This is a genomic window from Streptomyces sp. NPDC032472 (genome assembly GCF_040636955.1).
Lineage (GTDB): Bacteria > Actinomycetota > Actinomycetes > Streptomycetales > Streptomycetaceae > Streptomyces.
The window spans coordinates 120415-138746 of record NZ_JBEZVK010000008.1 but is presented as its reverse complement, the minus strand read 5'-3'; the positions used below and the strand labels follow the sequence as shown (position 1 = coordinate 138746).

General features: G+C 70.1%; 15 protein-coding genes. 8 read left to right on the top strand and 7 right to left on the bottom strand.

Going from position 1 to position 18332, the window contains the following annotated elements; genetic code table 11:
- Positions 1–9 precede the first annotated feature (9 nt).
- The 4 genes from rplI to rpsF form a co-directional block, all read right to left on the bottom strand.
- A complete protein-coding gene (gene rplI, locus AB0F11_RS07595; protein WP_361903806.1) occupies positions 10–456 on the bottom strand; it encodes a 50S ribosomal protein L9 in 447 nt (148 codons plus the stop codon).
- 18 nt (positions 457–474) lie between these two features.
- Positions 475–711, bottom strand: a complete 237-nt coding sequence (gene rpsR, locus AB0F11_RS07590; RefSeq protein ID WP_005315025.1) for a 30S ribosomal protein S18 — start codon at positions 709–711, stop codon at positions 475–477.
- Positions 712–754: 43 nt separating this feature from the next.
- Entirely contained in the window at positions 755–1333 is a 579-nt protein-coding gene (locus AB0F11_RS07585) for a single-stranded DNA-binding protein (RefSeq protein ID WP_361903809.1), read from the bottom strand.
- Positions 1334–1404: 71 nt separating this feature from the next.
- Positions 1405–1695, bottom strand: a complete 291-nt coding sequence (gene rpsF / locus AB0F11_RS07580) for a 30S ribosomal protein S6 (protein ID WP_003956532.1) — start codon at positions 1693–1695, stop codon at positions 1405–1407.
- A 252-nt stretch (positions 1696–1947) separates the two neighbouring features.
- Here rpsF and AB0F11_RS07575 point away from each other — a divergent pair, with 252 nt between their 5' ends.
- From AB0F11_RS07575 to AB0F11_RS07565, 3 genes are all read left to right on the top strand, one after another.
- Positions 1948–2259 (top strand): hypothetical protein, encoded by a 312-nt coding sequence (locus tag AB0F11_RS07575; protein ID WP_362169423.1) that lies wholly within the window; start codon positions 1948–1950, stop codon positions 2257–2259.
- Between the two features lie 141 nt (positions 2260–2400).
- Entirely contained in the window at positions 2401–3519 is a 1119-nt protein-coding gene (locus tag AB0F11_RS07570; RefSeq protein ID WP_361903815.1) for a peptidoglycan bridge formation glycyltransferase FemA/FemB family protein, read from the top strand.
- Between the two features lie 62 nt (positions 3520–3581).
- Positions 3582–4613, top strand: a complete 1032-nt coding sequence (locus AB0F11_RS07565; protein ID WP_362169421.1) for an alanine racemase — start codon at positions 3582–3584, stop codon at positions 4611–4613.
- A gap of 27 nt (positions 4614–4640) precedes the next feature.
- Here AB0F11_RS07565 and AB0F11_RS07560 read toward each other — a convergent pair whose 3' ends face one another.
- Together AB0F11_RS07560 and AB0F11_RS07555 are read right to left on the bottom strand one after the other, a co-directional pair.
- Positions 4641–6101 carry a glycosyltransferase 87 family protein gene (locus tag AB0F11_RS07560; protein ID WP_362169419.1) on the bottom strand — a complete coding sequence of 487 codons (1461 nt, stop codon included), beginning with the start codon at positions 6099–6101 and terminating at the stop codon, positions 4641–4643.
- Between the two features lie 80 nt (positions 6102–6181).
- Positions 6182–8719 (bottom strand): transglycosylase domain-containing protein, encoded by a 2538-nt coding sequence (locus tag AB0F11_RS07555; RefSeq protein WP_362169417.1) that lies wholly within the window; start codon positions 8717–8719, stop codon positions 6182–6184.
- A 272-nt stretch (positions 8720–8991) separates the two neighbouring features.
- Here AB0F11_RS07555 and AB0F11_RS07550 point away from each other — a divergent pair, with 272 nt between their 5' ends.
- The 3 genes from AB0F11_RS07550 to AB0F11_RS07540 all read left to right on the top strand — a co-directional run bounded on the left by AB0F11_RS07550 (position 8992) and on the right by AB0F11_RS07540 (position 12130).
- The gene (locus AB0F11_RS07550) at positions 8992–9594 is read left to right on the top strand and encodes a helix-turn-helix transcriptional regulator (RefSeq protein ID WP_362169415.1); all 603 of its coding nucleotides are present in this window, start codon (positions 8992–8994) and stop codon (positions 9592–9594) included.
- 49 nt (positions 9595–9643) lie between these two features.
- Positions 9644–10726 (top strand): inositol-3-phosphate synthase, encoded by a 1083-nt coding sequence (locus AB0F11_RS07545; RefSeq protein ID WP_361903831.1) that lies wholly within the window; start codon positions 9644–9646, stop codon positions 10724–10726.
- A gap of 117 nt (positions 10727–10843) precedes the next feature.
- The gene (locus AB0F11_RS07540) at positions 10844–12130 is read left to right on the top strand and encodes an MFS transporter (protein WP_362169413.1); all 1287 of its coding nucleotides are present in this window, start codon (positions 10844–10846) and stop codon (positions 12128–12130) included.
- A gap of 57 nt (positions 12131–12187) precedes the next feature.
- Here AB0F11_RS07540 and AB0F11_RS07535 read toward each other — a convergent pair whose 3' ends face one another.
- Positions 12188–13630, bottom strand: a complete 1443-nt coding sequence (locus AB0F11_RS07535) for a CCA tRNA nucleotidyltransferase (protein WP_362169411.1) — start codon at positions 13628–13630, stop codon at positions 12188–12190.
- 187 nt (positions 13631–13817) lie between these two features.
- On the opposite strand from AB0F11_RS07535, the gene AB0F11_RS07530 reads away from it, so the two are divergent.
- Both AB0F11_RS07530 and murJ read left to right on the top strand, forming a co-directional pair.
- A complete protein-coding gene (locus AB0F11_RS07530) occupies positions 13818–16085 on the top strand; it encodes a DUF6049 family protein (RefSeq protein ID WP_362169409.1) in 2268 nt (755 codons plus the stop codon).
- Between the two features lie 46 nt (positions 16086–16131).
- On the top strand, positions 16132–18306 hold the full coding sequence (gene murJ / locus AB0F11_RS07525) for a murein biosynthesis integral membrane protein MurJ (protein ID WP_362169407.1): 2175 nt from the start codon (positions 16132–16134) through the stop codon (positions 18304–18306).
- The last annotated feature ends 26 nt before the right edge of the window (positions 18307–18332 follow it).

Genomic DNA, 18332 nt, shown 5'->3' with positions numbered 1-18332 from the left:
GCGCAGCACTTAGGCGGCGACGACCTCGACGCCCACGTTCGCGGCGACCTCGGCGTGCAGACGCACGGAGACCTGGTACGAACCGAGGGTCTTGATCGGGGCAGCCAGCTCGACGCGGCGCTTGTCGACCTTCGGACCACCGGAAGCCTCGATCGCCGTGGCGATGTCGGCCGGGGTCACGGAGCCGAAGAGGCGGCCGGCGTCACCCGAGCGGGTGGCCAGGCGGACCTTCGTGCTCTCGAGCTTGGCCTTGACCTCGTTGGCCTGCTCGATGGTCGCGATCTCGTGGATCTTGCGGGCGCGGCGGATCTGCGCCACGTCCTTCTCGCCACCCTTGGTCCAGCGGATCGCGAAACCGCGCGGGACCAGGTAGTTGCGAGCGTAACCGTCCTTGACGTCGACGACGTCGCCGGCGGCACCGAGGCCCGAGACCTCCTGGGTCAGGATGATCTTCATTAGTCGGTCACCCTTTCCTTATCGCGCGGTGGACGTGTAGGGCAGCAGCGCCATCTCACGGCTGTTCTTCACGGCCGTGGCGACGTCACGCTGGTGCTGCGTGCAGTTGCCGGTGACGCGGCGGGCACGGATCTTGCCGCGGTCGGAAATGAACTTCCGCAGCATGTTCGTGTCCTTGTAGTCCACGTATGCGGTCTTGTCCTTGCAGAACGCGCAGACCTTCTTCTTAGGCTTGCGCACAGGCGGCTTCGCCATGGTGTCTCTCCTGTGTGATCAAGAAGTGGGGATGCGAGCTTCCCTAGAAGGGGGGCTCGTCCGAGTAGCCGCCGCCGGAGTTTCCACCCCAGCCGCCGCCGCCGCCCTGCTGCTGGCCGCCGGCCGGCGCGCTGGACGCCCACGGGTCGTCGGAGGGGCCTCCGCCGCCCTGCGGGGCGCCGCCGCTGGGGGCTCCGCCCCAGCCACCGCCGCCGCCCTGCTGCTGGCCGCCGCCGTACCCGCCCTGGCCACCGCGACCGGTGGTCTTGGCGACCTTGGCCGTGGCGTTCTTGAGGCTGGGGCCGACTTCCTCGACGTCCAGCTCGTAGACCGTGCGCTTGACACCCTCACGGTCCTCGTACGACCGCTGCCTCAGCCGGCCCTGCACGATGACGCGCATGCCCCGCTGGAGGGACTCGGCGACGTTCTCAGCCGCCTGCCGCCACACCGAGCAGGTCAGGAACAGGCTCTCGCCGTCCTTCCACTCGTTGGTCTGACGGTCGAAGGTGCGGGGGGTGGACGCGACACGGAACTTCGCGACCGCCGCACCCGAGGGGGTGAAGCGCAGCTCGGGGTCGTCGACGAGATTGCCGACGACCGTGATGACGGTCTCGCCTGCCATGGATGAACCTCTCGGCGGGGATTGCTGCTGGCTGCTGTGCTACTCGAACCCGATTACCGCTGAACCGGGGTTCAGTGGGTCTCGGGGCGAAGGACCTTGGTCCGGAGAACCGACTCGTTCAGGTTCATCTGGCGGTCGAGCTCCTTGACGACCGCAGGCTCGGCCTGCAGGTCGATGACCGAGTAGATGCCCTCGGGCTTCTTCTTGATCTCGTAAGCGAGACGACGACGGCCCCAGGTGTCGACCTTCTCGACCTTTCCGTTGCCCTCGCGGACGACGGAGAGGAAGTTCTCGATCAGGGGGGCGACAGCGCGCTCCTCGAGATCGGGGTCGAGGATGACCATCACTTCGTAGTGACGCATGTGGAACCCACCTCCTTTGGACTCAGCGGCCACGGTCGTTCCGTGGCAGGAGGGTCGTGATGCGTGCGCACGGCGTCCTGAGAGCAGACACCGCGCAGACCGTACAGACTACCCCGCCGACTCCTTCCGGTTGAAATCCGGCACGGGAGCGCCACAATCTGTAGGCATCGGGTGTGCTCGGTGCTATGCCCTCGGCCCTGCCGGCGGCGGCTCCGCAGCACCGCTCTGCGTCAGCCAGGAGGTGCCTTTCCGATGGCACAGGCAATGCAACGGCAGTCCATCTCGCTCCTCGCCACCGACGGCAAGCCCCATCCGCTGCAGGACACCCTGTTGGCGATCACTCTCGTCCTCGGCGCCGTGTCGTTCGTCACGGCCTTCTTCCACAATCTGCACCTGCTCACCTCGTGGACGGGGCTGTTCGGGATCCTGACCGGCGCATACGGCCAGTTCATCTCGGAGACCACGCGCGAGCGCTTCGCGCTGATCATCGGCCTCGGCGCCGCCGGCATCGGCTTCTTCCTCGGCATGGCCCACGGCGGCCTGTTCGGAGGCTGGCTGGGCTGACCGGGGCACCTTCGCGACGGGGCGCCGACCCGCCACAGGCCCGGACCAGGCGCTTTCCGGCCCGTCCCCCAGATGGGCGGCGCCCCTGTCGCAGTAGGCTTCGCGCCATAGCCAGCGAAGCCGCCGGAGGAGACGCCCCGCATGAGCCTGTCCCTGAGGACCATCAGCCGAGAGCAGCATCTGGGATATCTCCAGAGCCTGCCCTCGGCTAGCCACTGCCAGGTCCCGGCGTGGGCCGACGTGAAGAACGAGTGGCGGTCGGAGAACCTCGGATGGTTCGACCAGAACGACGAAATGGTCGGCGCCGCACTCGTGTTGTACCGCCAGCTGCCGAAGGTGAAGCGCTACCTGGCGTACCTTCCCGAGGGTCCCGTCATCAACTGGTTCGCCCCGAATCTGGAGGAGTGGCTCCAGCCGATGCTGGCGCACCTCAAGCGCCAGGGCGCCTTCACCGTGAAGATGGGCCCGCCCGTCGTCATCCGCCGCTGGAACTCGGCCGCCATCAAGGCCGGCATCCAGGACCCCGAGGTCAAGCGGCTGCGGGACGTGGAGGCCTCGCACATCGAGCCCCGCGCGTTCGAGGTGTCCGACAAGCTGCGCCGCATGGGCTGGCAGCAGGGCGAGGACGGCGGCGCCGGATTCGGCGACGTCCAGCCCCGCTACGTCTTCCAGGTGCCGCTCGGCGGCCGCTCGCTGGACGATGTCCTCAAGGGCTTCAACCAGCTGTGGCGCCGCAACATCAAGAAGGCCGAGAAGGCCGGCGTCGAGGTCGTCCAGGGCGGCTACGACGACCTGCCGACCTGGCAGCACCTCTACGAGATCACGGCCGAGCGGGACAAGTTCCGCCCGCGCCCGCTCAGTTACTTCCAGCGCCAGTGGACGGCCCTCAACTCCGAGGACCCCAACCGCATGCGCCTGTACATCGCCAAGCACGAGGGCGAGGCGCTGGCCGCGGCGACCATGCTGACCGTCGGCCAGCACGTCTGGTACTCGTACGGAGCCTCCGCCAACCACAAGCGCGAGGTGCGTCCCTCGAACGCGATGCAGTGGCGCATGCTGCGCGACGCGTACGCGCTCGGCGCCAGCGTCTACGACCTGCGCGGCATCAGTGACACCCTGGACGAGAACGACCACCTGTTCGGCCTGATCCAGTTCAAGGTCGGTACGGGCGGCGAGGCCGTCGAGTACGTCGGCGAGTGGGACTTCCCGCTCAACAAGATGCTGCACAAGGCGCTCGACATCTACATGTCGCGTCGCTGACCCGCTGCATCCCACACCGCACCGCTGCATCACGCAGCCACCCAGAGAGGCTCCGGACGGGCATGGCGCTCACGCTCTACGTCGACACCGCGCGCTGGCGTGCGCACCAGAAGCAGATCCAGGACCAGTTCCCCGGAATGATCCCGGTCTGCAAGGGCAACGGCTACGGCTTCGGCCACGAGCGGTTGTGCGAGGAGGCGACCCGGCTGGGCGCCGACATCCTGGCCGTCGGCACGACGTACGAGGCCGCCAGCATCAAGGACCTCTTCGGCGGCGACCTGCTCGTCCTCACCCCGTTCCGGCGGGGTGAGGACCCGGTGCCGCTGCCGGACCGGGTGATCCGCTCGGTGTCCTCGCTGGACGGGGTCCGCGGCCTGGTCGGCGCCCGCGTGGTCATCGAGTGCATGAGCTCGATGCGCCGCCACGGCATCTCCGAGCAGGACCTGGGCCAGCTGCACGCCGCGATCGAGGACGTCCGGCTGGAGGGCTTCGCCCTCCACCTGCCGCTCGACCGCCCCGACGGCTCGGACGCCGTCGAGGAGGTCATCGGCTGGATGGACCGGCTGCGCGCGGCCCGGCTGCCGCTGCACACCATGTTCGTCAGCCACCTGCGGGCCGAGGAGCTCGCCCGGCTGCAGCAGCAGTTCCCGCAGACCCGCTTCCGGGCCCGGATCGGCACCCGGCTGTGGCTGGGCGACCACGACGCCACCCAGTACCGCGGCAGCGTCCTGGACGTCACGCGTGTCGCCAAGGGCGACCGGTTCGGCTACCGGCAGCAGAAGGCGGCCTCCGACGGCTGGCTGGTCGTGGTCGCGGGCGGTACCTCGCACGGCGTCGGCCTGGAGGCCCCCAAGGCCCTGCACGGCGTGATGCCGCGCGCCAAGGGCGTCGCCCGGGCCGGCCTGGCCACGGTGAACCGGAACCTTTCGCCGTTCGTCTGGGCGGGCAAGCAGCGCTGGTTCGCGGAGCCGCCGCACATGCAGGTGTCGATCCTGTTCGTGCCGTCCGACGCCCCCGAGCCGCAGGTCGGCGACGAGCTGGTGGCCCACCTGCGGCACACCACCACCCAGTTCGACCGGGTCCTGGACTCCTGAGCCGAGCGGGCCGGCCCGGCGGGACGCTCAGTCCCTGCGGGCCGTGCCCCACTCCACACGCTGTCCCTGCGAGGGCGCCGCATCCTGCGGCGCCCTCGCGGCGTCCGAGAGCACGAACACGTCCTTCGCCCCGTCCAGGACACCGCCGGAGGGGTCGTCCGAGCCGTCGCGGCGCACGACGTCCCGCTCGGGCAGGAGGATGTCGCGGACGACGATCGCGCACAGGTAGAGCGTCGCCAGCAGGTGGGCGGCGATGGCCAGCTGGTAGCCCTCCGGCGGCAGGCCCTGGTGCTTGTCACCGCTGGTGGTGTAGGCCAGGTAGAGCCAGATCCCGAGGAAGTAGACGACCTCGCCGGCCTGCCAGACGAGGAAGTCGCGCCAGCGCGGCCGGGCCAGCGCCGCGAGCGGGATCAGCCAGAGCACGTACTGCGGCGAGTAGACCTTGTTGGCCAGGCAGAAGACGGCCACGACCAGGAAGGCCAGCTGCGCGAAGCGCGGGCGGCGGGGCGCGGTCAGCGCGAGCACGCCGATGGCCGCGCACAGCAGCAGCGTCAGGCCCGTTGCGTAGGTGTTGGCGTCCTGCAGGGGGTTGCCGGAGCGCTGGGAGATCAGCAGCCACACGGAGCCGAAGTCGATGGGCCGCTCCTGGCTGAAGGTGTAGAACTTCTTCCAGCCGTCCCAGGCCAGGAGCATGACGGGAAGGTTCACCACCAGCCAGGAGGCGGCCGCGCCGAGGAAGGCCGCGGCGAAGGCCCGCCACTTCCCGGCCCGCCAGCACAGCACGAACAGGGCCCCCAGCAGCAGCACGGGATAGAGCTTGGCCGCGGTGGCCAGACCGATCAGGACGCCGAAGAGCCACGTCCGGCCGCGGGCCCACATGAGCATCCCGGCGGCGGTCAGGGCGATGGCCAGCAGGTCCCAGTTGATCGTCGCGGTGAGGGCGAAGGCGGGAGCGAGGCCGAAGAGCAGCGCGTCCCAGGGCCGGCGGCGGTGGGTGCGGGCGACGCACACGGCGATGACCGCGGCGCAGGCCATGAGCATCCCGGCATTGACCATCCAGTACATCTGCTCGCGGTGCTGCATGGAGCCGCCGCCCGGGGTCAGCCAGGACGCGACCTGCATGAACAGCCCGGTCAGGACCGGGTACTCCAGGTACTCCATGTCGCCGGGCAGGCGGTCGAAGTACGGCGTGAGACCGTCGGCGAAGCCGCGTGCGACGAACAGGTGGGGGATGTCGGAGTAGCAGGCGTGCGTGTACTGCGACCCTGCGCCCCGGAACCAGGCCCAGTCGTAGCAGGGCAGCTTCTGGACCATGCCGAGCGCGAACATCCCGAGGGCGACGAGCGCCACGACGCGCACCGGGTGCAGCCAGTGGCCGCCCAGCCGGGCGTGGCGGCCGATGGGGCCGCCGATGAACTCGCTGCCGGCCGCGGCGACCTCGTCTTGCTGGGTGGGCAGTACGGGACGCTCCTCGTGCACCTTCGTCATGCGCTCATCCTGCCGTACGGCGCCGGACGTGCGGGAGGGCCGCCGCACCGTGTGCGACGGCCCTCCTCCGGCGGGGTGGATCAGCCGGATGTGCCCGTGGTGGTGCCCCAGCTGGTGACGCCTCCGGCGCGTCCGGGTCTGGGGGTGGGTGTCGGGGACGGCGAGCCGGTGGCGCCACCGCTGCCGCCGGTCGTTCCGCCGCTGCTGGAGAAGCAGTCCAGCTGCCACGGCTTGCAGGGCTTGCCGCCGCCCTTGGTGGGCGTCGGGGACGGGGAGGTGGACATCGACGGGGACGGGGAGGCCGACAGGGACGGCGAGACGGACACCGACGGGCTCGGGGAGGGGGCGCCGGGACCGTCCGCGATGACACCGAGCTTGTCCGCCTCGGGGAAGTCCTTCACGGGGGCGTCCTTGAGGGCTTCCTTCATGTAGGCGGTCCAGATCGCCGCCGGGATGTCACCACCGTGGATGGAGTCGATGCCGCCCACGCCGTTCATGGAGATCAGCTTCTTGTCCTTGGAATTGGGGTCGGTACGGAACAGCGTGACCGAGGTCGACAGCTGCGGCGTGTAGCCGACGAACCAGGCGGACTTGTTCTCGTCGGTCGTACCGGTCTTGCCGGCGGCCGGCCGACCGAGCTTCTTGGCCTTGGTGCCGGTGCCGTTCTCGACGACGTTGCGCAGCACCTTGGTGACGTTGTCGGCGATGGAGTCGTCCATCGCGCGCTCCTCCTTGGGCGGCTCGAAGCCGGGCAGCTCCTTGCCGTCCTTCTCGACCTTGCGCACGGAGAACGGCTCGTGGTGCGTGCCGGAGGCGGCGAAGGTGGCGTAGGAGTCGGCCATGCGGATGGCGCTCGGCGTGGAGGTGCCCAGGGCGAACGAGGCGTCGTTGTTCGGGTTCATCGAGTCCTCGAGGATGCCCGTGGACTTGGCCACCTCGCGGACCTTGCTGTGGCCCACGTCGAAGACGAGCTGCGCGAACGGCACGTTGATGGACTTCTCCATCGCCTCGTTGAGGGTGACGAAGCCGTAGGGGTACTCGCTCTCGTTCTTCTGCCGGAACGGCTGGCCGGAGGCGTCCCGCAGCGGCTTGCCGTCGCGGTTGTTGATCACCGTGAGGTCGTTGGCCTGGTACTTGCTCTCGGGCGAGATGCCCCGGCCGCCCGAGTTCTGGGTGCCGTACTCCATCGCGGCCGCCAGCACGTACGGCTTCCAGGTCGAGCCGACCGGGACGCCGATGGTGTTGGCGTTGTTGCTGAAGTACTTCTTGTCCATGCCGGGGCCGCCGTACAGGGCCACGATCGCGCCGGTCTTCACGTCCACGGAGGCGGCGCCGAACTGTACGAAGGTGTCGTACTCGGGCCGGGCCTTCTCGTCGAGGAAATCGTTGCGGGTGTCCTCGACCGCCTTGACCAGGGCGTCCACCTTGGGCTTCTGGAAGGTGGTCCTGATCTGGTAGCCGCCCCGGGCCATCTGCTCCGGGCCGATCTTCGCGACCTTCATGACGTACTGCTTGGCCGTCTCGACGAGGTAGCCGGTCTGCCCGGAGAGGCTGCGGGCCTGCTCGGAGTCGACGAGCTTGGGGAACTCCTTGAACTGGTCGCGCTCGGACTTCTGCATGCGGCCGACGGCGACCTCGCGGTCCAGGACCCAGGCCCAGCGGGCGTGGGCGCGCTGGGTGTTCTGCTCGGGGGTGGCCGTGGGGCCGATGCCGCCGTCAGGGTTGTAGAGGTTCGGGCCCTTGAGCACGGAGGCGAGGAAGGCGCTCTCCGAGGGGGTGAGGTCCGAGCAGTCCTTGCCGAAGTAGGCGCGGGCGGCGGCCTGGATGCCGTAGGCGTCGCGCCCGTAGTAGGCGGTGTTCAGGTAGCCGGCGAGGATCGTGTCCTTCTCCTCGGACACGCCGAGCTTTATCGAGATGAAGAGCTCGGTGACCTTGCGCTTCAGCGTCTGGTCGGAGTCCAGGTACGTGTTCTTCACGTACTGCTGGGTGATCGTGGAGCCGCCCTGCGTGGATCCGCCCTTGGCCATGTTCCACACGGCCCGCAGGATGCCCATCGGGTCGACGCCCTTGTCGGTCTCGAAGGACTCGTTCTCCGCGGCGATCACGGCGTTCTGCATCGACTTGGGGATCTTGTCGATGCCGACGATCTGGCGGTTCATCGAGCCGCCGGTGGCGACCATCTGGCTGCCGTCGTCCCAGTAGAAGACGTTGTTCTGGGCCCGGGCCGCCAGGTTCGGGTTCGGTGTGTTCACGGCGGCGATGCCGATGCCGGCGCCGGCCGTGATGAGGGCGACGAACCCGAGGGCCGTACCGCCCACCAGCTTCCAGGACGGCACGAAGCGCTGCCAGCCGTCCTTGTCGGAGCGGGGGTAGTTGATCAGGCGCTTGTCCTGGCGCCCTCCGCCGCGTCCGCGGCTTCCGCTTCCGCGCTGGGTGGCCCGGCGGGCGTCGGCGCGGCTGCCGTGGCCGCGCGGGTCTGCGTACGGCCCGCTGTGCGACGCGACGGGTACGTCACGTGCGGGCCCGGCGCCCCGTCCGGGGCGCTGTGGGGCGGCCCTGCGGGCCGCGGCACGTCCGCCGCCCTCGGGCTGCGGCGGTTTGCGGCGGTGCTCGCTCATCGAACGACTACTCCTCGGGCAGGCGACTGGCCTGGAAGCGGCTGTTGAGTTCCGGTTCCCCCGGTGTCCTGGCGCACAGACTACGCACGCTCAAAACCTGAACAGTGCCAAAGTTCACCCCAAATCAGGCAAGTCGCCTCGTGCGAATCGGTGATGTGATGCCGGTCACCAGATCACGACTTGTCGCCGGAGACAGCCCGTTCTATCGTCTGGATGTATCGAGCCGATACATCAGCTCGGCATAAAACTCAGGGGCGAGGGGAGGCAGGCGAATGAGCAGACGTTCGGGCATCCTCGAGTTCGCCGTACTCGGCCTGCTCCGCGAGGCCCCCATGCACGGCTACGAGCTCCGCAAACGGCTCAACACCTCGCTGGGGGTCTTCCGGGCGTTCAGCTACGGGACGCTCTATCCCTGCCTCAAGACGTTGGTCGCCAACGGCTGGTTGATCGAAGAACCGGACAACGGCCCGGAGGACGCTCACACCACTTCACTCGCAGGGCGCCGGGCCAAGATCGTCTACCGGTTGACGGCCGCCGGCAAGGAGCACTTCGAGGAGCTCCTGTCCCACACGGGCCCCGACGCCTGGGAGGACGAGTCCTTCGCCGCCCGCTTCGCCTTCTTCGGTCAGACCGAGCGGGACGTGCGCATGCGCGTCCTGGAGGGCCGCCGCAGCCGGCTCGAGGAGCGGCTGGAGAAGATGCGCGCCTCCCTCGCCCGGACGCGCGAGCGCCTCGACGACTACACGCTCGAGCTCCAGCGACACGGAATGGAGTCCGTGGAGCGCGAGGTGCGCTGGCTGAACGAGCTCATCGAGAGTGAGCGGGCGGGGCGGGATCGGAAACGACCCGGCCCACCCGACGAAACTGCAAAGTGAGGCCTGCACCGCGCAGGCCTCGTCCGAGAACAAACAGGGAGCAACCGGAATGGGTTCGGTTCGCGTAGCCATCGTCGGCGTGGGCAACTGCGCCGCCTCGCTGGTGCAGGGCGTCGAGTACTACAAGGACGCCGACCCGGCGGCCAAGGTCCCCGGACTGATGCACGTCCAGTTCGGCGACTACCACGTCGGTGACGTCGAGTTCGTCGCCGCGTTCGACGTCGACGCGAAGAAGGTCGGCCTCGACCTCTCGGACGCCATCGGCGCCAGCGAGAACAACACCATCAAGATCTGCGACGTCCCCACCACGGGCGTGACCGTGCAGCGCGGCCACACCCTGGACGGCCTGGGCAAGTACTACCGCATGACGATCGAGGAGTCCTCCGAGGCGCCCGTCGACGTGGTCCAGGTCCTCAAGGACCGCGAGGTCGACGTTCTGGTCTGCTACCTGCCCGTCGGCTCCGAGGACGCGGCGAAGTTCTACGCCCAGTGCGCCATCGACGCCAAGGTCGCCTTCGTCAACGCCCTCCCGGTCTTCATCGCCGGCACCAAGGAGTGGGCCGACAAGTTCACCGAGGCCGGTGTCCCGATCGTCGGCGACGACATCAAGTCGCAGGTCGGCGCCACCATCACCCACCGCGTGATGGCGAAGCTGTTCGAGGACCGCGGTGTCCGTCTCGAGCGCACCATGCAGCTCAACGTGGGCGGCAACATGGACTTCAAGAACATGCTGGAGCGCGACCGCCTGGAGTCGAAGAAGATCTCCAAGACGCAGGCCGTCACCTCGCAGATCCCCGACCGCGAGCTCGGTGAGAAGAACGTCCACATCGGCCCGTCCGACTACGTCGCGTGGCTCGACGACCGCAAGTGGGCGTACGTCCGTCTCGAGGGCCGCGCCTTCGGCGACGTCCCGCTGAACCTGGAGTACAAGCTCGAGGTCTGGGACTCCCCGAACTCCGCCGGTGTCATCATCGACGCCCTGCGCGCCGCGAAGATCGCCAAGGACCGCGGCATCGGCGGCCCGATCCTGTCGGCGTCCAGCTACTTCATGAAGTCCCCGCCGGTCCAGTACTTCGACGACGAGGCGCTGGAGAACGTCGAGAAGTTCATCCGCGGCGAGGTCGAGCGCTGACCCACGCCGCAGCGCGAGGCACCGGGAGTCCCCGACACCTGGTCTTCGACTGTTCTTCCGCGGAGGGTCCCCGGGCAATGTGCCCGGGGACCCTCCGCGTGTGTGACCCTTGCCCTCATGCCTGTCGTACGTGATCTGCGCGTACTCCTGCGCCTGAGGGACTTCCGCAACCTGCTCGCCGTACGGCTGCTCTCCCAGGCCGCCGACGGCGTCTACCAGGTGGCGCTCGCCACCTACGTGGTGTTCTCCCCCGAGAAGCAGACCTCCCCCGCGGCCATCGCGTCCGCCATGGCGGTCCTGCTGCTGCCCTACTCGGCGATCGGCCCCTTCGCCGGGGTGCTCCTCGACCGGTGGCGCCGCCGCCAGGTCCTCCTCTTCGGCAACCTGCTGCGGGCCTTCCTCGCCTGCACCACCGCGATCCTGATCATCGCGCACGTCCCGGACTGGCTGTTCTACGCCTCGGCCCTGTCCGTGACCGCCGTCAACCGCTTCGTCCTGGCCGGGCTCGCCGCCTCCCTGCCCCGGGTCGTCGCCCCCGCCCAGCTGGTCACCGCCAACGCGCTCTCCCCCACCGCCGGCACCCTCGCGGCCGTCGCCGGCGGTGGCATGGCCTTCCTGCTGCGCCTGCTGGCCTCCGGCTCCAACGCCCTGGTCGTCCTGCTCGGTGCCGCCCTCTACCTGGCCGCGGCCCTGGTCTCGCTGCGCCTGGCCGCCGGACTGCTGGGGCCCGACCATCCGCCCGGCGTGCTCCACCCGTCGGTCGCCGAGGGAGCCGCGCTCACCGTCCGGGGCATGGCCGAGGGGCTGAGGCATCTGGCCGGGCGGCGCGAGGCGGCGCAGGCGCTCACCGCCATGACCCTGATGCGGTTCTGCTACGGGGCCCTCACCGTGACGCTGCTGATGCTCTGCCGCTACTCCTGGTCGGACACCGAGTCCGAGGGCCTGGCCCTGCTGGGGGTCGCCGTGGCCGTCTCGGGCGCCGGATTCTTCGCGGCCGCCGTGGTCACGCCCGGGCTGGCGGGGAGGCTCGGCACGCACGGCTGGATCACCGTCTGCTCGGCCTCGGCCGCCGTCCTGGTGCCCGCGCTCGGCCTGTTCTTCCTGCCGGGCCCCATGCTCGTCGCGGCCTTCGTCCTCGGCCTCGCCACCCAGGGCGCCAAGATCGCCACGGACACCGTGCTCCAGTCCCGCGTGGACGACGACTTCCGCGGCCGCGTCTTCTCCGTCTACGACGTGCTCTTCAACATCGCGTTCGTCGGTGCCGCCGGTGTGGCCGCGCTCATGCTTCCCGTCGACGGGCAGTCGGCAGCGCTGGTCGTCGGCGTCTCCGTCCTCTACGCGCTCACCGCCGCCTACATGCTGCGGCGGGGCGATGTTCCACGTGAAACATCTCCCCGGGCGTGAGGGCCCGCCGTCGGTGTTGCACGTTTCACGTGAAACACCGACGCGCGTGCTCGCGGGTCAGGACTGCGCGGCCCACCACTCCTTGAGGGCCGCGACGGCCGCATCGCGCTCCATCGGGCCGTTCTCCAGCCGCAGGTCCAGCAGGAACGCGTAGGCCTTGCCGATCACCGGGCCGGGGCCGACGCCCAGCTCCTGCATGATCTCGTTGCCGTTCAGGTCGGGCCGGATCGCATCCAGCTCCTCCTGCTCCTGGAGCTGCGCGATGCGCTCCTCCAGGCTGTCGTACGTGCGGGAGAGCGCGTTGGCCTTGCGCTTGTTGCGGGTGGTGCAGTCCGACCGCGTCAACTTGTGCAGGCGCTCGAGCAGTGGCCCCGCGTCGCGCACGTAGCGCCGCACCGCGGAGTCGGTCCACTCGCCGTCCCCGTAGCCGTGGAAGCGCAGGTGCAGCTCCACCAGCCGGGAGACGTCCTTGACCATGTCGTTGGAGTACTTCAGCGCGGTCATGCGCTTCTTGGTCATCTTCGCGCCCACCACCTCGTGGTGGTGGAAGGAGACCCGGCCGTCGCTCTCGAACCGGCGGGTGCGCGGCTTGCCGATGTCGTGGAGCAGGGCCGCGAGCCGCAGGACCAGGTCGGGGCCGTCCTCCTCCAGGGCGATCGCCTGCTCCAGCACGATCAGCGAGTGCTCGTAGACGTCCTTGTGCCGGTGGTGCTCGTCGCTCTCCAGCCGCAGCGCGGGCAGCTCGGGCAGCACGTGGTCGGCCAGCCCGGTGTCCACGAGCAGGCCGAGCCCCGTGCGGGGGTGCGCGGACAGCAGGAGCTTGTTCAGCTCACCCTGGATCCGCTCGGCCGAGACGATCTCGATCCGGTCGGCCATCGCCTTCATCGCCGCCACCACCTCGGGGGCGACCTCGAAGCCGAGCTGGGCGGCGAAGCGGGCCGCGCGCAGCATCCGCAGGGGGTCGTCGGAGAACGAGTCCTGCGGGGTGCCCGGGGTGCGCAGCACGCGCGCCTGGAGGTCCTCCAGACCGCCGTGGGGGTCCACGAACTCCTTCTCCGGCAGCGCGACAGCCATCGCGTTCACGGTGAAGTCGCGGCGGACGAGGTCCTCCTCGATCGAGTCGCCGTAGGAGACCTCCGGCTTGCGGGAGGTCCGGTCGTAGGACTCCGAGCGGTAGGTGGTGACCTCGATCTGGAAGCCGGCCTTCTGCGCGCCGACCGTGCCGAAGGCGATGCCGACGTCCCAGACCGAGTCCGCCCACGGCCGGATGATCTTCAGGACGTCCTCGGGGCGGGCGTCGGTGGTGAAGTCGAGGTCGTTGCCGAGACGGCCGAGCAGCGCGTCGCGTACGGACCCGCCGACCAGGGCGAGGCGGAAGCCCGCCTCCTGGAACCGGCGGCCGAGCTCGTCGGCGACAGGGGCGACCCGCAGCAGTTCACTGACCGCGCGGTGCTGCACCTGACTCAGGGCACTGGGGTTGTCTTCGTTGGCGTTCGGCACAACAGAAAAGGGTACGTGCCCCGCCCGGTGCGGGCTTCCCCGTTTGTGCCCACCCCGGCAGGCGAGGACCGGGGGGGGCGGTCCCGATCTTGTGGGGCAAGGCGCGGCACTCGCGCACAGCGGGGCTCGTTACCATGCGTGGACGCACATACGACGACCACTGACACTTCGAGGGACGGGCTAGCGCGTGGCCGAGGCGGCAGTCAACCAGGGGGCCCACCCCCAACCTGCCCGGCGCCGCCGGCTGAGCCGCGCAGCCGCCGCCCTGCTGGCCGGGACACCCGTGCTCGCCGCCCTGGTCTGCCTTCCCGCCCCCGCGGCGCAGGCCGCCGAGGCCGGAACCGTGGACGTCCAGCTCACCAGCGTGGCCCCCGCCGCGCCGGTGAAGACCGACACGCTCACCATCTCCGGAACGGTGGTCAACACCGGCCGCGAGACGATCACGGGCGCGCACGTGGGCCTGCGGGTCGGCCCGGCGCTGGGGGACCGGGCTTCGATCGACGAGGCGGCGGAGCGCGCCGGCTTCCGGGCGGGCACGGATCCGGGCGAGATCGACCAGACCTACTCGGTCAAGATCGCCTCGCTGCCCTCGAAGGTGAGCCAGACGTTCACGCTCTCGATTCCGGTGAACAAGCTGGAGCTGGACAAGGACGGGGTCTACCAGCTGGGCGTCTCCCTGTCCGGCGAGACCGACAGCCGGCCGTACGAGCAGGTCCTCGGCATCAAGCGGACCTTCCTGCCCTGGCAGCCGGAGGCGGCCGCCAAGCGCTCCCAGCTCACCTACCTGTGGCCGCTGATCTCCACCACCCACCTGACCGCCGAGACAGGCTCGGACGAGGTGCAGACCCCGGTCTTCCTGGACGACTCGCTCGCCGACGAGCTGCGGACCGGCGGCCGCCTGGAGCGGATGGTCTCCCTGGGCAAGGAGCTGCCGATCACCTGGGTCATCGACCCCGACCTGCTGTACACGGTCGACGCCATGACCAAGGGCTACCGGTACCGCACCCCGGACGGAAAGATCGTTCAGGGCAGGAACAAGGCCGTCGCCGAGCAGTGGCTGAGCTCGCTCGAGGCCGCCGTCCAGGGCAAGAAGGTCGTCGCGCTGCCGTTCGCGGACCCCGACATCGCCTCCCTCGCCCACCAGGGCAAGGACGTCTCCGGCACCCTGGGCCAGCTGCGGCCGGCCACGGACAAGGCGAAGCAGGCCGTGGAGACCGTGCTGCACGTCACGCCGTCCACCGACTTCTCCTGGCCCGTGGACGGGGCCATCGACCCATCCATCGTGAACGTCGCCACCTCGGCCGGCGCCCACAACGTGCTCGCCCGCAGCGACAGCCTCCAGGAGACCGGCGCCCTCGGCTACACCCCGTCGGCGGCCCGCCCCATCGGCGCGGGCGCCACCGCCGTCGTGGCCGACGCCGACCTGTCCACCGCCTTCGAGGGCGACATGCTGAGCGCCGCGAACTCCACGCTGGCCGTGCAGCGCTTCCTCGCCCACAGCCTCGCCCTGAACCTGCAGAAGACCGACAGCCAGCGCAGCTTCGTGGTGACCCCGCAGCGCACGCCGACCGCCACCCAGGCGCAGTCCATGGCCGAGGCCGTGCGGGCGCTGCAGGCGGGCCGCTGGACCCAGCCCGCGGACCTCGACGCCGCGGCGGCCGCCAAGCCCGACCCGGGGGTCAACACCCAGGTGCCGGGTGCGGGCCAGTACCCCGAGGCCCTGCGCAAGACCGAGCTGCCCGTCGCCGCCTTCGAGAAGATCCGCACCACGCAGAACACGCTCGACCACTTCAAGGTCATCCTGAGCGCACCCGACCGCGTCGAGATCCCGTTCGGCAACACCACCAACCGCGAGATGTCCACGTCCTGGCGGGGCCGCCCCCAGGAGGCCGCGCTCTACCGCGACCAGGTGCAGGAGTACCTGATCGGCCTCACCGAGAAGGTCAAGGTCGTCCCCAAGTCCGACGCCACCCTGTCCGGGCACAGCGCGACGATCCCGGTCAGCGTCCAGAACAGCCTCGTCCAGGACGTCCACAACCTCGTCCTGCGGGTGAAGTCCGCCAATCCGACCCGCCTGGTCTTCGGCGACAGCGGCGAGGCCGAGCAGGAAGTCACCGTGCAGGGCGGGCACAGCCAGACGGTGAAGTTCACCGCCAACGCCACGGCGAGCGGTCCCGTCGAGGTCACCGCCCAGCTCTTCACCGAGAACGGCGTGCCCTACGGCAAGGAGCGCAGGTTCACGGTGGAGGCCACCGAGATCACCCCGACCGTGATGCTCGTCATCGCCGGCGGCGTGCTGCTCCTGGTCCTGGCAGGCATCAAGATGTACGCCAGCCGCAAGCGCGTCGCGGCCCGGGCTGCAGCCGAGGAGAGCACGCAGCCGAGTGACGGGACCCCGGACACCGGAGTGCAAAGCACCGGGCCGTCCGGCGCGGGTGAGACAGTGGACCGTTGAGCGATGCCGTGGCCGGCCGGCCTGGGGACGATGAGGTGGGGTTTCGATGAACGCGCCGTACGACGGTGACCGTGCGCAGGGCACTGGCGCGCCCGCGCCCTCCCCGGGCGCGGACCCGGGCACCGCGCTGCCCGGGCAGGCAGGCGTACCCGCCCCCGCGCCCGACCGCGACCCGTACGTCCAGGACGCCTACGACCGCGATCCGTACCGGTCGCAGGACCTCTCGGCGCAGGACCCCGTGGCCGAGGTGCTCTACGACCGCGCCTCGCACCCCCCGCCGCCGCCCGGCACCTTCCGGGAGCCCGGCCCGCTGTACGCGGCCCCGCAGGCCCCGGCGCACGGCCCCGACCCGCGGGTGTGGGCGCAGACCCCGCCGCCCGAGCCGGACGGGCCCTCGCGCCACCTGCGGTACGGCGACCGCGCCACCACCACCGAGTTCGTGGGCGTGGACTCCCTCGTCACCAGCGCGGCGGAGGAGGAGCCCGAGACCGACGCCTTCGCACACCTGTACAAGGACCAGCAGGCGGTGCCCGGTGCGCCCGCCGAGGACGCGCCCGTCGCGGCCCCGGCCCCGAGCAAGCCCGCCGGCCGCGCCGCAGGCCTGCTGAAGTCCAGCGCCCTGATGGCCGCGGGCACGATCGTCTCGCGCATCACCGGCTTCCTGCGGACCCTGGTCATCGCGGCCGCGATCGGCGTCGGCACGTTCAACGACACGTACCAGATCGCCAACACGCTGCCCACGATGATCTACGTGCTGGTCGGCGGCGGCGCGCTCAACGCGGTCTTCATCCCGCAGCTGGTGCGCGCCATGAAGAACGACGACGACGGCGGCGAGGCCTACGCCAACCGCCTGCTGACGCTCGTCGTCGTCCTGCTGGCCGCCATCACCACGATCTGCGTCCTGGCCGCGCCGGTGTTCATCACCATGATGTCGCCGAAGATCGCCTCCGACCCGCACCAGATGGACGTCGCGGTCGCCTTCGCCCGCTACTGCCTGCCCACCATGTTCTTCATGGGCGTGCACGTGGTGCTCGGTCAGATCCTCAACGCCCGCGGCCGCTTCGGCGCGATGATGTGGACCCCGGTCCTCAACAACATCGTCGTCATCGCCACGTTCGGCGCCTTCATCTGGGCCTTCGGCGGCTTCACCACCTCCGGTGTCAGCGCCACCACGGTCACCGCGGAGGGCGTGCGCCTGCTCGGCCTCGGCACCCTCCTCGGCCTCACCGTGCAGGCCCTGGCGATGCTGCCCTACCTGCGCGACGCCGGCTTCTCCCCGCGCCTGCGCTTCGACTGGAAGGGCCACGGTCTGGGCAAGGCGGCCCGCCTGGCCAAGTGGACGTTCTTCTTCGTCCTCGCCAACCAGATCGGCCTCGTCGTGGTGACCCAGCTCGCCACCTGGTCCGGCTCGGTCGCCGAGAAGCAGGGCCACCCGGGCACCGGCATCACCGCCTACAACTACGCGCTGCTGCTCTGGCAGATGCCGCAGGCCATCATCACCGTCTCCGTCATGACGGCCGTCCTGCCCAGGATTTCCCGCTCCGCCCACGACGGGGACGCCGCCGCCGTCCGCGACGACATCTCCTACGGGCTGCGCACCTCGGCCGTCGCGATCGTGCCCTGCGCCTTCGCGTTCCTCGCCCTCGGCGTCCCGATGTCCACCCTGCTCTACGCCGGCTCCGGCGCAGGCGCCCAGAACATCGGCTACGTGCTGATGGCCTTCGGCCTCGGACTCATCCCGTACTCCGTCCAGTACGTCGTGCTGCGCGGCTTCTACGCGTACGAGGACACCCGCACGCCCTTCTACAACACCGTCATCGTCGCCGCCGTCAACGCCGCCGTCTCCACTGCCGCGTTCTTCGTGCTCCCCGCCCGATGGGCCGTCGTCGGCATGGCCGCCGCCTACGGCCTCGGCTACACCGTGGGCGTCGGCGTCGCGTGGAAGCGCCTGCGCAAGCGGCTCGGCGGCGACCTCGACGGCGCCCACGTGCGCCGCACCTACACCCGCCTCACCGGCGCCTGCATCCCCGCCGCCGCGGTGGGCGGGGGCGCGGCCTACGCCGTCATGCAGTGGCTGGGCAGCGGAGTCCTCGGCTCCGCCCTCGCGCTGACCGTCGGCGGCGCCGCCCTGGCCGTGGTGTTCCTGCTCGCCGCCAAGCGGATGCGCATCGAGGAGCTCAACGCCATGGTGGGCATGGTCCGCGGGCGCATGGGCCGCTGATGCGTACAACCGTCGCACCCCTTCGC

Coding starts and splice junctions, on each gene's coding strand:
- rplI (WP_361903806.1), bottom strand. CDS start 456: ATGAAGATCATCCTGACCCAGGAGGTCTCGGGCCTCGGTGCCGCCGGC.
- rpsR (WP_005315025.1), bottom strand. CDS start 711: ATGGCGAAGCCGCCTGTGCGCAAGCCTAAGAAGAAGGTCTGCGCGTTC.
- AB0F11_RS07585 (WP_361903809.1), bottom strand. CDS start 1,333: ATGGCAGGCGAGACCGTCATCACGGTCGTCGGCAATCTCGTCGACGAC.
- rpsF (WP_003956532.1), bottom strand. CDS start 1,695: ATGCGTCACTACGAAGTGATGGTCATCCTCGACCCCGATCTCGAGGAG.
- AB0F11_RS07575 (WP_362169423.1), top strand. CDS start 1,948: ATGGCACAGGCAATGCAACGGCAGTCCATCTCGCTCCTCGCCACCGAC.
- AB0F11_RS07570 (WP_361903815.1), top strand. CDS start 2,401: ATGAGCCTGTCCCTGAGGACCATCAGCCGAGAGCAGCATCTGGGATAT.
- AB0F11_RS07565 (WP_362169421.1), top strand. CDS start 3,582: ATGGCGCTCACGCTCTACGTCGACACCGCGCGCTGGCGTGCGCACCAG.
- AB0F11_RS07560 (WP_362169419.1), bottom strand. CDS start 6,101: ATGACGAAGGTGCACGAGGAGCGTCCCGTACTGCCCACCCAGCAAGAC.
- AB0F11_RS07555 (WP_362169417.1), bottom strand. CDS start 8,719: ATGAGCGAGCACCGCCGCAAACCGCCGCAGCCCGAGGGCGGCGGACGT.
- AB0F11_RS07550 (WP_362169415.1), top strand. CDS start 8,992: ATGAGCAGACGTTCGGGCATCCTCGAGTTCGCCGTACTCGGCCTGCTC.
- AB0F11_RS07545 (WP_361903831.1), top strand. CDS start 9,644: ATGGGTTCGGTTCGCGTAGCCATCGTCGGCGTGGGCAACTGCGCCGCC.
- AB0F11_RS07540 (WP_362169413.1), top strand. CDS start 10,844: ATGCCTGTCGTACGTGATCTGCGCGTACTCCTGCGCCTGAGGGACTTC.
- murJ (WP_362169407.1), top strand. CDS start 16,132: ATGAACGCGCCGTACGACGGTGACCGTGCGCAGGGCACTGGCGCGCCC.